This is a genomic window from Bradyrhizobium sp. LeoB3, assembly GCF_055456055.1.
Genome location: NZ_JBVBEF010000153.1, coordinates 1 through 11403, shown reverse-complemented (window position 1 = coordinate 11403; position 11403 = coordinate 1). Strand labels below are relative to the sequence as shown.

Annotated in this window: 17 protein-coding genes; 7 read left to right on the top strand and 10 right to left on the bottom strand. The window is 60.2% G+C overall.

The genetic code is table 11. From position 1 onward, the window contains the following. On the top strand, positions 1-184 hold a 184-nt coding region (locus ACZXDY_RS42455; RefSeq protein WP_464349594.1), incomplete at its 5' end, for a hypothetical protein. Then, the gene (locus ACZXDY_RS42450; RefSeq protein ID WP_464349596.1) at positions 181-414 is read left to right on the top strand and encodes a DNA ligase-like domain-containing protein; all 234 of its coding nucleotides are present in this window, start codon (positions 181-183) and stop codon (positions 412-414) included. The genes ACZXDY_RS42455 and ACZXDY_RS42450, both read left to right, overlap by 4 nt. Before the next feature lie 208 nt (positions 415-622). On the opposite strand, the gene ACZXDY_RS42445 is transcribed toward ACZXDY_RS42450, so the two are convergent. Beyond that, a complete protein-coding gene (locus ACZXDY_RS42445; protein WP_464349593.1) occupies positions 623-919 on the bottom strand; it encodes a hypothetical protein in 297 nt (98 codons plus the stop codon). Positions 920-996: 77 nt separating this feature from the next. Here ACZXDY_RS42445 and ACZXDY_RS42440 point away from each other — a divergent pair, with 77 nt between their 5' ends. Beyond that, a complete protein-coding gene (locus ACZXDY_RS42440) occupies positions 997-2163 on the top strand; it encodes an acyltransferase family protein (protein WP_464349592.1) in 1167 nt (388 codons plus the stop codon). Here the strand turns inward: ACZXDY_RS42440 and ACZXDY_RS42435 are convergent. Next, the gene (locus tag ACZXDY_RS42435) at positions 2158-2403 is read right to left on the bottom strand and encodes a hypothetical protein (protein ID WP_464349591.1); all 246 of its coding nucleotides are present in this window, start codon (positions 2401-2403) and stop codon (positions 2158-2160) included. The genes ACZXDY_RS42440 and ACZXDY_RS42435 overlap by 6 nt on opposite strands. A gap of 426 nt (positions 2404-2829) precedes the next feature. Here ACZXDY_RS42435 and ACZXDY_RS42430 point away from each other — a divergent pair, with 426 nt between their 5' ends. The 3 genes from ACZXDY_RS42430 (at position 2830) to ACZXDY_RS42420 (ending at position 4287) form a co-directional block, all read left to right on the top strand. Next, positions 2830-2964 carry a hypothetical protein gene (locus tag ACZXDY_RS42430; protein WP_464349590.1) on the top strand — a complete coding sequence of 45 codons (135 nt, stop codon included), beginning with the start codon at positions 2830-2832 and terminating at the stop codon, positions 2962-2964. A 47-nt stretch (positions 2965-3011) separates the two neighbouring features. Then, positions 3012-3821, top strand: a complete 810-nt coding sequence (locus ACZXDY_RS42425) for a hypothetical protein (protein WP_464349589.1) — start codon at positions 3012-3014, stop codon at positions 3819-3821. Between the two features lie 142 nt (positions 3822-3963). Beyond that, positions 3964-4287 (top strand): low affinity iron permease family protein, encoded by a 324-nt coding sequence (locus ACZXDY_RS42420; protein WP_464349588.1) that lies wholly within the window; start codon positions 3964-3966, stop codon positions 4285-4287. A gap of 876 nt (positions 4288-5163) precedes the next feature. Here the strand turns inward: ACZXDY_RS42420 and ACZXDY_RS42415 are convergent. Continuing rightward, the gene (locus ACZXDY_RS42415) at positions 5164-5634 is read right to left on the bottom strand and encodes a septal ring lytic transglycosylase RlpA family protein (protein ID WP_464349595.1); all 471 of its coding nucleotides are present in this window, start codon (positions 5632-5634) and stop codon (positions 5164-5166) included. Here ACZXDY_RS42415 and ACZXDY_RS42410 point away from each other — a divergent pair. Further along, positions 5576-5782, top strand: coding sequence for a hypothetical protein (locus ACZXDY_RS42410; protein WP_464349597.1), 207 nt, complete (start codon positions 5576-5578; stop codon positions 5780-5782). The two genes, ACZXDY_RS42415 and ACZXDY_RS42410, sit on opposite strands and share 59 nt — an antisense overlap. Positions 5783-6277: 495 nt before the next feature. Here the strand turns inward: ACZXDY_RS42410 and ACZXDY_RS42405 are convergent, their stop codons facing one another. The 7 genes from ACZXDY_RS42405 to ACZXDY_RS42375 all read right to left on the bottom strand — a co-directional run bounded on the left by ACZXDY_RS42405 (position 6278) and on the right by ACZXDY_RS42375 (position 10964). Then, positions 6278-6952, bottom strand: coding sequence for a hypothetical protein (locus tag ACZXDY_RS42405; RefSeq protein WP_464349587.1), 675 nt, complete (start codon positions 6950-6952; stop codon positions 6278-6280). A 165-nt stretch (positions 6953-7117) separates the two neighbouring features. Then, entirely contained in the window at positions 7118-7528 is a 411-nt protein-coding gene (locus ACZXDY_RS42400) for a hypothetical protein (RefSeq protein ID WP_464349586.1), read from the bottom strand. Further along, the gene (locus tag ACZXDY_RS42395; protein ID WP_464349585.1) at positions 7528-8211 is read right to left on the bottom strand and encodes a hypothetical protein; all 684 of its coding nucleotides are present in this window, start codon (positions 8209-8211) and stop codon (positions 7528-7530) included. Before ACZXDY_RS42395 ends, ACZXDY_RS42400 begins: the two co-directional genes overlap by 1 nt. Positions 8212-8553: 342 nt before the next feature. After that, on the bottom strand, positions 8554-8850 hold the full coding sequence (locus tag ACZXDY_RS42390; protein WP_464349584.1) for a hypothetical protein: 297 nt from the start codon (positions 8848-8850) through the stop codon (positions 8554-8556). After that, entirely contained in the window at positions 8847-9191 is a 345-nt protein-coding gene (locus ACZXDY_RS42385) for a hypothetical protein (protein WP_464349583.1), read from the bottom strand. The genes ACZXDY_RS42390 and ACZXDY_RS42385 overlap by 4 nt, the downstream gene beginning before the upstream one ends. Continuing rightward, positions 9188-9715, bottom strand: coding sequence for a hypothetical protein (locus tag ACZXDY_RS42380; protein ID WP_464349582.1), 528 nt, complete (start codon positions 9713-9715; stop codon positions 9188-9190). Before ACZXDY_RS42380 ends, ACZXDY_RS42385 begins: the two co-directional genes overlap by 4 nt. 844 nt (positions 9716-10559) lie before the next feature. Continuing rightward, positions 10560-10964, bottom strand: a complete 405-nt coding sequence (locus ACZXDY_RS42375) for a hypothetical protein (RefSeq protein WP_464349581.1) — start codon at positions 10962-10964, stop codon at positions 10560-10562. Positions 10965-11403 lie beyond the last annotated feature (439 nt).

Below are 11403 nucleotides of genomic sequence, written 5' to 3'. Positions count from 1 at the left end.
AGCGAGCGACGGCGGCTCCGAGGGGATGGCTTGGCCGGACCCCATGATCAATTTTGCTGAACTTGACGCACAGAACTTCCACGAGGTCAAGCATGACGGCTACAGGCTGATTATTCAACGTGAGGGAAGGCCGTCCGCCTCTTCACCAGAAACGGGAATGATTGGTCTGGCCGGTACCCGCTGATTCGAGAAGCCGCCTTACGAAACCGTAATTCGTTCTTTGTGATCGACGGCGAGGCTGTCTTGTTAGGCGTCGACGGACGGTCGGACTTCAATGGCCTGCACTCTCGCCGGCATGATGATGAGGTCCAGTTCTACGCCTTCGATATGCTGGTGTCGGACGGAGACGATATTCGCAAGCTGCCCCTGAGCATGCGCAAGGCAAACCTTGTAACCTTCTGGCAAGGCGCGTAGACGGCATCCATGCCGCGCCCTTTGAGGAAGGAGAGATCGGCCCCGACCTGTTCCGAGCGGCCTGCGAGATTGGCCTGGAGGGCCTTGTCTCCAAGCACAAGGAACGCCCCTACTGCGCCGGCCGTTGTAACCATTGGATCAGGGTGAAGAACCGGAGCCATCCGGGCTTTGAGAGGGTGAAGGTATCGTTTTCATAAAAACAGCGGCTTCAGGATGCGTCCTCAAGAAACTTGATCGGCACCGCGTCGGATCTACTGTTGTTGCCGCCCCAGATAATCCTGGCCCTGGTTTTGTCTTTGGTCACCGCGACCACTATTCCGATGCGGCCATCCCATTTAAATTGGCCGCGCTTCGGAGCACCTTTGTTAGAAGCATAAAATTTCAGGCCGAGCTCGTTGAGCCGGACGCTCTGCCCTTTTACAATCATTTCCTGCCCCAAAATGAACAATTCTGCCGCTTCACGTCGGCTTTTTAACGCATTGTTCCATAGTGGGACCCCGCGCACAACTGGGCTCGGGCCACTAGACAATTAAATCCCCAGTCACTAATTTAATATTTTAGATTTAATTACACAGGAATTAAATGCGGGGTAGATCAGTCCAGCTAGACGTAATCCGAGCGTTTGCCATCCTGCTCGTCATCGGCGCGCATCTCAAAATCCAAGCGCCAGACGGCATTATCGGTTCGATCGCGTGGGCTTGGCACGAATGGGGCGGGTTCGGCGTGCCTCTGTTTTTCACGCTGTCCGGCTACCTTGTTGGCGGGCTACTGATCTCCGAGGTCCAGCGCCATGGGTCCATAGACGTGGGCCGGTTCTTGATTCGCCGAGGCCTGAAGATTTGGCCGGCCTACTTCGTGTTTCTGGCCTACCTGGTGGCGATGCCGCTGTTGAAGGGGAGTTCGCCGCTCTCGTCGCTCGTGTCCGACTACTGGCCGAACGTCTTTTTTCTGCAGAACTACGTCGGCCCGAACCCGGCCCTGCACACCTGGAGCCTGGCGGTCGAGGAGCATTTCTATATCGCGCTGCCGTTCCTGCTCCTCGCCATCGTGCGGCTCGGGCTGATGCCGTGGATCGCGCCACTGTGCCTACTGGCACCGGTATTCGCGACCGTGTTGCGGGCGGCCTACGCCGCATCTGGGGATCCCTACATCAGCGCCGAGACGATGGCAGCCACGCATCTCTGGGCTGACGCTCTTTTGGTCGGAGTTGGTGTCCGCGCCTTGGCGGAATTCTCTCCGAATCGCTTCCTTGCGTTCCACGCGTGGAGGTGGCCCCTAATAGCCATCGGGCTCATCGCCCTCGCGGTCATCGCCCTCCCGCTGCCGACCTTCGACGGCGTCCCGATCAACCGCATCATTCCGTTCATCACTATCTCCGCGGCGGCGCTTCTGATCGGGACGCTGCACTTGAAACTGGCCGGACCCATCGCGGCGGGGCTCGCATGGGTCGGCGTGTATTCCTACAGCATCTATCTCTGGCATGTGACGGTGATCGGGTTCGTCCACCGTTTTGCCAGTGTGCGGGTGGAAGAGGGAAACGCCTTGCATTGGGTGATGGCAGCCGTGGTCACCACCATTGCGGCGGTTCTGTTTGGCGCCCTGATGTCGCGGCTGGTTGAGTGGCCGGTGCTCAGGATTCGCGATCGAGTATTCCCTACCCGCAGCGGCGCCCTACAAACGCGAAAAGAGCCCCCTCCAGCCCATCTTGGGGCGGAGGGGCTCAGAACGCTTACAGGCGGCCGTTTATGAGGCTCCTATGGCCTTTATCCAGTAAATCGAATTCTTGAAGGCCCAAGGCTTGACCGGGTCGTACATCTCAAACCTAGCCTTGATGAAGTTGTTCGCGCTGTAGACCGTATCGGTGCTCTCGCTTATCAGGTGCGTCCAGCCGATGCGGCGCGCGCGGCGCTCCCTGACACGGAAGAACCGGAGTTGGAGCCCGTGACCGCGGTGGGCTGCCGTCACCCCTGCCCGCTTGAGATAGCCCACGTTGTGCCACTGCTGGGACGGGACCAAATCTTCGCCGACTCCAGCACAACGAATATTCGCTTCCGAAACGTCTATTTCGCGCCATCCCCGAACGGATCCACAGACTTCTTCCACCTGTATGACATCCGCGCCCCGGGCGCCGGCGCGACGCTGAACGTCCTTGAGTGGACGAATGTTCGGGGCGCCACGATCGTGAACGGGGTGATTGTCCCCGGAGCGGCGCTGGCTTCGCCATAAGGCTACCTTCTCAATCCAAACTAATGGAGATTGGAATGCGACAGTTTGTTATCACTGGACATGCGGTCGACGACGAAGGTCTGAACATCGAGGGGCACCCTCGTCGTTCGCGGCAACGAGGCGCCGCGCAATCTGACCATCACCCCGGACATCGCGGAGCCCGCCGGTGGCTACAACCCCGGTACGGTCGTGACCTACACGCTGCACGCGGATGACGACGCCGCGCCTGTTTATTCGATGGAGGTCATGGTTGACGGCGTGATCAAGCCGCTCAGCCCGAAGGACGGCACGACCGACAAGTTCGTGTTCACCATCCCGGCTTGACGAGCGCTCCTCCTTCAAGATGATTGTGGCTGCCAAGGGCTATATCCTTGGCCGGCCGCATCTTTGCAAAGGGGAAGTTCATGCTTCGTCGTCATGTTTTGAAGGGTTTTGCTGCAATGGCCAATATTACCCTCACCGCCAGAGCGCGGGATGTCGGCGGTCTGGTTGCGGTCCAAACATTAGCGGTTCGCACCGCTGCCGCGCAGCCGTCTGGCGCCATCCCGCTGTCGTACAACGACGCGCGATTCAGTGCTAACGTCAACTCGGGCGCGGTCGCGGTTCCCGGCGGTGGGACGCTCGCCAATAAGAGCATCACGGCGACCGGCCCTCTTGCATCGATTCTGACCAGCAATGGCGCAACCATCAAGAACTGCCGCGTCGATTCGCGCGAGTGCGTGCGCATTGGTGGCAGTGGAACGTTCGTGATTGATGGTTGCTATCTTGAGGCAACCGGGCAGGGTGACGACCATGCCGATGTTATCCAGGCATATTCGCCCGGAAGTCGCGGCACGCTCACTCTCACGAACACTGCGATTGTCGCTCACAATCAGGCGGCCACGGCGGGAGTATGGGTCTCTGACAATTGGGGTGGCACGATCACCCTCAAAAACGTCATGTTCAATGGTGGGCCATACGGCTTGCGCGTTGTGGCCGATACTCCGGCCCACATCGACGTGTATTGCGACGACGTGTTCTTCGTTAAGCCGTTCGGGTGGGGTGCAGTTCTGTTCCAGCAGGTTGGCGCCAATGCATTGTTGACAATAAAGAGCTGGAATAACTGCCGCTATGCGACCATCGAGAACGGCGTTGTGGTGCCCGGTGCGCTCATTCCCAATCCTGGGGTCAAGAAAAGCTAAGAGTGGCCTAGCGAAAGGTTTCTCTCCGCGCGTCCGCACTTTACACCACGCCGGGCCGCTACCGCATCCGGTGGCGGATAGGCCGCAGTAGGCCGACTAGCGCACCTTGGAACCTCGATCTATTACAGACGTTCCTCGCGTTATGTTTTCCGAGAGCGTCCGCACCTGGCTGACAAAGTTAGGAGTGCTCACTGCACGTCCAATAGCTTTTGCGATCTTCGGCTTGTACGTTATCGCCTGGATTACGTTCGGGAGCGGCTTGGAATGGCACTCAATAGCCACGCTCGCCACTTGGGGCATGACCCTGGTGATCCAGCGGGCCGAGCACCGCGACACTCAAGCTATTCACGCGAAGCTCGATGAACTCCTCAAAGCTACCCGTCACGCGAGCAATGAGCTGATGGACATCGACGACAAGGATGCGGAGGAAGTCGAGCGAGAGAGGAAGAAAGTACAGGCCTCTTAGGCGCTGTCATTCGCGTCGCTCTAGCCGCACGGTCGCCACTTCCGGTCTTCCCCAATAAGCGGACGTCCTCAGCTGCCACGGCATGTCTTCAAAGGGCCCAGAGAAGCTGAACTCGAGTGAGTTGCGTGTTGCCGCGCAGCATCAGCTCTCCGGCTCTCAGGCGAAACGCAGGACTTCGTCCATTTTTAGCGGTCGAGGACCGCGCGAGGCAAGTCCGGTCTACCGCTGACAGCGGAAATCCTGAGGCTCCCGGTGATCCTCTTGCGGCAACTTCGCCACGGTGAGGTGCAGCTCGACCGGGCCACGATGGGGACGTGCGCTCCACGCGGCCGAATGAGTCCTAGTACCAGTCGCGTCGCCCATCAGGATCAGATTGCCCGTCCGACTATAGTGGCCTGATAGCTCTGGATCTGCTTGGCCGTTGTGATCGCCGCAATTACCCCCGTGCCAAATCTAACTTGGATCCCGAGGCCCTCAAGGGGCTATCCCAAAGCTACGCGATCAGAAACCAATTGTTCACGAACCGAGGCTACGTCGTAAGCACGGGCCTGCATATGAGTGGTTGGAGGACGCAGATGAAAGCCAAGATGCCTCCAAAATTGAATAGAGGCCGGCTTCCATTCTGGACAGCCGCCAATCGTAGCTTCTGGAATGGCGCTTCTATCGTAGCCGTAACCAGTGGCGTGCTGTGTTTCCTTCTGGTCGCCAAGCGCTACCTGTAGCGCAACCGCAAGGCCAACAGTTCAAATCGATCGTCCTGCCATCGCTCGATGCTGGAGACTGCGTCGAAGGGCGATGCACCCGCTTCTCATCTCCTGATTCTTTGTGTCTTTCCATGCCTGCTGCGGTTGTAAGACTTTCCCAAGCAGGAACAAGCTAGAGTAGCTCAGCGCGGACTTGGGCTACGCCACGATCCGTAATCCCCAAGCTGCGCGCGGCGCCGAGCGAAAGGTCGAGGACGCGGCCACGAACCCTCGGTCCGCGGTCGGTGATACGAACGATTACCGACCTGTTGCTCTCAAGATCGGTGACGCGAACTCGCGTGCCGAACGGCAGGCTGCGGTGGGCTGCAGTCACTAAATTCCGGTTGAACGAAGAGCCGCTCGCTGTCTTTCCTGTCCGATACGAATAGTAGGAGGCCTTTCCGGAAAATACTCGGTTGGAAGAACGAGTCGCTGAGCGATCTTCCGAACCGCGGAACGGCTCTGCTCCGACCGGAGGTTGCGTTTGCGAATCCTGTTTAGACTGGTCGCGTGCCTCGGGAACTGGTTCTGCGTGTGCCTTTGGAATGATGGACCATCTCTCATCGAAGTTCTGTGCTGCAGTAGGTTCCGTTTGTATCACCATCCAAGCCGGGACTGCCGCAATCGCGACCATTCTGAAAATGAAACGCATGATTGGCCTCACAACAAATGGAAAACAAATGGACAATGCAAACTCACGAGGCAGCGTTCCTGCACATGCAGAAATTCACTCACCAGCAAAAGGTGAGTGAATTCTGGCACTTCCGGATTATGACCTAAGGCAATGCTTAGACGCACCGCAACAAGAAACGCGCATTTCGCTCGGTGTGGTTTTCACCCGACACGAAAGACAGTCGTCTCGACGCAGCGCATCGCACTTACAAAGAAGATGAGCCAGATCTGATCAAATTACGGCGGCGCAGCGCGACATCCTAGAAATGGCGGCCACTGTTACAGACCTTCTACAGCGCCACTTCTACTGTTCGGGGTCTCGGCTCAAGTGGACCACGTGTTTGCCATAGCTGCGCTGGATCTTCCTCAACCGGCATTCTCATCGTCGCTTCCGCATTGGTAAGCCCAGCTGACGGATGGCCCGAAGCGCGGATAGAGCGGAGTCTCGCTTACATTCAATCCGCTTGCGAACCTGTGGTCGGTCTAGCGTCACTGGCCGTGAGGCGGATACTTGCGGCGAGTGCTGCAGGCTCGGATCTTCTCGATCGCCACCATCGAGAAAATTGAACTTCGCGTTATCTCGATGGTGGCGCGCTCGTTTGCGGGGTGGCCGCTTCCTCGAGCGCCTGCCAGCGAGCATTTAACGCGGATTTGCGAGCACAGCGCGTCGTAGAGCCGGGCATCACAAAAGTGGGGATTCCGTTTCCGACGATCAGCTCCCGGCAGCGCTGCAAGGGAATGCCAAGGAAGTCAGCAATGGCCCGAGTACCATAGATCAGATCTGATTCAATCGGCACAACGTTCTCCTCTGCGGTTGCCACGGGATGATGCCCAGCAAACGCGCCGCTCAGCTCTCGATACAACATCGTGGCAATGCCCTGCCTCTGCGGGACCGCGTCACGGTTCGCCTTCGCTTGCCTCTGGATCTCTCCAAGGTCAATGCGGTCGAAGATCTCCAGCCACCTCAAGCCGCTGTTCGCCCATTCGGAATGTGCTAGCATCAGGTCGCTGATGGCATAGAGCGCGAATGCATCGATGCGCGCGCCGACGCTATTCTCAGTCTCAACAAAGGTGCGCAGTAACTGGATGAGGTGCCCCTCGCCGTGATCCCTGAGGATTCGTTGCAGTGTCGACTTCGCTGTCGTTTGCCCCGGCCCCGGCTGGGTGGCGTTAACCGGAACAATCTCGATTCCAAGATCCGCACAAATGCGCGCCAGCTTCACCGTTACCTTCGGGGCTTTGTTCGCCATCTGTAACCGTCCCTCACAATGTGCAGCCTGGTCGCGTTCATCCGGCGTCGACCAGGCTGCGAGCGTTGCGACAGGCGCCCTCGCCAATGATGACGGACGCGGTTTGACTGAATTCGCGGCGCGGGAGCGGGAGTCTGTGACCGCTCCCGCGCAGGACGCCGGCGGCTACAGAGACGCTGCGCTTGCCGGCGGTGACTGATGTCGGTTTTGGTTCGCGCGAAGGTCGGCGCGGCGCCTCGCGTAGACCTCGTCAGCGTCAATCATCTTGCTGGGAACAATTTCCGGACTGCGGACGATGCCTCTGCGGGCTGCGGCGGCGTCGCTGGCGCGCTTGGCGTAGATCGCGGCGATGTCGATCTTCACGTTGACAGGTGCGTGTACCAGTTTGGGTTCGCCGCCTCGCGCAATCGCCGGCGGGACCACTATCGATGAGGCCGGCACTCCTACCGCTTCGATCGCCTGAACTTCGTGCGAATCCTCCGCGGAGGGGCGGCGCTGGCAGGCTATGCATTGCGCCGGGTGCACGGATAGTTCGTGCTCGAAAGGCGGGCTGTGAGTGAAATCGTGCTCGGGCATCAGACGGCCTCGGTGGTCGGCTTGGCGGCAGCGCTGCTATCGGGAATCAACTCGACCAGCTCACGGCGCGGCGTTGGATCCAGGGCGTGACCGTGATCAAATAGCATACCGGGGGCATCGAACCGCGGCAGCCGCAACACCGAAGCAAGCGGCTCGGCCCATTCACGCTCTCCGGCCTCGCGATAAGTGATCTGCCGAAACCTTTGACGGACTACCGGGGTGGAGTTGAGACTCACGCCCGTAGCCGGAATGAAGCCGCGCTCGTACGAGTGCGCACGCACGGCATCCTGATCCGAGACCAGTTCGCCGGTACGCTCGAAAACCCACAGATCCACGAGCTTCTCATCGAGATTCTCCCGCGGCGCCGGGTCCCGGTGGCGCGCGAGATGCTCGGCTGGCAAAAGCTGTTCCTCCTCCGCCAATTCCCGGTTGAGCAGGTCGACGGCGCTGGCGTTGACCTTGGCTTCTTCAGCTAGCTGCACCAGCACTGCAGCCGCCTTGGCGCCTTCCTCCGTGATCCTGCGAGCCAGCGCGGTGGTTTGCTTCTCGAGAGCGGCACGGCGGGCCGACTGGGCAGAACGGGCGGCATCAGCCTTCTCCTGCTCCAGATCCGCCGCAAGCTTCTCAACGAGCAGGACCAGGCGTTGCGCTCTTGTTCGGCGTTCTCGTAGGCGGAGCGCCATTTCGCAAAGTCTGCAGACGTTCTGAGGGCTGCCCCCCTCTCCGCCTCGAGTGCCGTCAGTACCTCGTTTATCGTCTCGAGATCGGCGTGCGCGGCGTCAAGCTGTTTCGCGATAGAAATCTTAGTCATTGTTTTGTTTCCCGGTGTACGGATCGAATTGCAGCACCACCAGTCATCGAGTCTGGAAACGGGGCGGCGACGGTTGACACCGCCGCCCCGTAGTCTTCAAACCAAGCAAAAGGAATCGACGGGCTGTCTGTCTGACCCGCCGACGCAGAAATAATCTCACGGGACTGGCCGCTCAGCTATCGACGAAACGCGCAAACGCGCATGGATGAGCACCTCAAACGCGCATTCGCGCATTGCCGCGCATCTCTCGATAGCGAGGCTCGCTGACGAGCCACCGACCGCCGACCTTTTGACCGAAGCCGCCGGCATCGGTCGGATTCGCTTCGCAATCGCGCCGGATCTGAGACTCGCTCCGACCACAAATTCCTGACGCTTGCCCCGGCGTGATAAACGGACCAGGCGCGGCGGCGCCTCGCGTAGCGACTGGAGCCGGGCGTCTCATTTCGCCAAGTATCACCTCGATCGTGGCCTTTAGCGCCTCGAGCTTCGAGGTGATTTCCTCGTCGGTCATAGTCGCACCCTACACGCAACAAACGCGAGCATCGCCGCGACCATATCGCCCTCGTCCAATTCTTCAATCCGGCGACCAAGGCGCTCGAGCGTCTTAGAATCCGACTCGCTGAGTTCGCGATTGGATGCGAACGCCAACGCGCGCACCAACACCGCAGCCGAGGTAACGTCGCCAACGCGCGCCCCCGGTGACATCGCCCGCTCGATCAAGTCATCACGTTTCACCGGAGGATACGCGTCCGGATCTCTGCGGATACGGCCAGCGAGTTCGTTGAGGCGGACGCGGAGCATGTCCGTGGTGAATCGGATGTCGCCGGCAGCCAGGAGCGGCTCGTGCTTCATCGCGGCCTCCCCACGATCGCGCCCTTCGTCTCGTCTTCGCCCTCGTCAGAGTCATCATCGGGCGGTTCGCCGGCGTTCCGGAAGGTTCTTTCCATCGCCGCGAGGCGGTTATCCATGCGCGCGTACACATCGGCTAGATTTTTCGCGATGACTGCGCGCTGCGCCAAGTCGCGCGTGCTCGCCGCGGGCACACCGTCCAGCTCTGATCGGAACATGGCGAAAATTTCCGAGAATGCTGCCTCGGCCGCGTTAGCAAGCCAATACTCGCCGCGCTCGCGCTCCAGCTTGAACTTCAACACTTCGGCGCGCACGTCCTGCACTCGCTGAGCTGAGTCCGAGCGGCCGGCGTCGGTGCGCAGCCGGTCGATGTACGCCAACCTTCCGGCATCGCGGTCGATGGAGCCGTCCGCGTGGAGCGGAATGACGTTCTCGGCGATCAGTTGTCCGACTCGCTGCGGGGTTAGCCCGACATGCGCCGCGAACTCGGCGCGAGTGGCGCCCTTGCGTCTGGGTCTCTTGCTCATTTGGCTAAATCTCCGTGGTGAGGGCGTAGATATTTCGCGAGCGCTGTCGGGAGCCGCGACGAAGGCGACCGCATGTCCTGACCTTGCCGACGGCCACGAGGTGACGCAGCGCGCGGCGTGTCGATGACACTTCGCTGTCGGTCGGCGATCGGTGCCCCGGGCGAATGACGGGACGTCCCGCGGTGAAGGCGATGCCGGCCAGTTCTTGCGCCGTAAGCCGGTCGCGTTGGCCGAGGATCGAGAGAACGGCCCGGCGCAGGGCGCGCGGTCGATATCGGAACCCCTTTCGAGGGTATCGCAGGAAGGTCACGGTCTGGATCCTGGGAAAGGAAGCGCAACGGCGCTTTGCCCAAATATGCGGATTTATCGGGCCGCATCGCGCCGCAGTCCGGTTCCACGCCAAAAGGTACCTTGGAAATTTCCGCGGAATTCGCCCTCTCGCCGCCTCTGCGGCGCTCGCTGGTGCGTTGGGTCGGGTCGGCGTCGAGAAACACCGGCCAGCGACAGAACGCGCATGGATGGGGATTGTAGAGGGCCGATTGCGACTGATGCGGAGGCCGCTGGTTAGCCCTTGCCCCGCACGCTGTCCGTCCCTGTACGGCTGGGCGCGATAGGCGACGTGAGGGACTAACGGGCAGCGCGGATTCAGGAGTGCATCGGGGGTGGAGTGTGAGCTGGGTCATAGGCACCATCTCCATCACTTGGCACAATGTGCGTATGACTGGGGACAATGGGCGATTACCGAGTTGGCTGTTGACCGACGTGCTGATCCTTGTGATTGGAGCGGGCCTGATCGTTTTAGGGATATGGCTTGGTTTGTAGCCCCATCGAATGGCGGGAGCGCTCATGCTGCCCTCCAGGTCCGATTGATCGCCGCCAGTTTGTCGTCAATCTCGATCTGCCGGGTGACCCACTTGCGCCATGATGCATCCCAATCGGCCGAGTACGTCCTCTGCGACTGGTGGAAGTGCGTGAATGCCTGAAACAGGTTCTTGATGCGCTCCGGTGAGATGCCGTGCTCGACTGCGATCTGGCGCTGGCGCCGTGTCGGCCAGAACGTCGACCGAATCCGCGTCTTGCTTGGTTTCCGCGCTGCCCCCGAATTCCCTATCGGCCCTTCTTCTAAAAAGACGGGTGCTGGGATCGGACCGTCAGGTCCGTCCGGTAGCCAAGCCAATGATTGATTGTTGGACGGGATATCGGAGGTGAATCCGATGGAATCTTTGGCTTGATAACCGGCGCGCGCCAACGCACGCCCATCGCCGGAATCCTTAATTACACGACTCTCTCCCAAGAGAGCGTCGCCCGCAGGGCGGCGCTTAGGCCGTGAGGCCGACGCCTCTTGGCGTCCCTCGTCATGCGGTGGCACCGAAATTCCGTCACGCTGCATATTATTATTTAAGGGCCGTGACGCATTTTCAGTGCCATTTTTGGCGACGGCTTGTCGGCGGAACCATGTGCGCCGGGAGATCCCAGCCGCAATCCACGGCTTCGGCCCCTCCGACTTCGGACGTCCTCGCGGGCGTCCGGTGCTATGTGCGGCTCGGTACTTGCGGGAACGCGCGGCCTCCTTCGACCGCCCTATCGCAAGCCGGATTTCGTGGTGAGGATGTAAGCGTCGTTCTCAGGCCACGGCTTTGAGGGCTTGAGCGCGGTAGGCCCAGGGCAGTAGCTGGTCGATGTCGCGG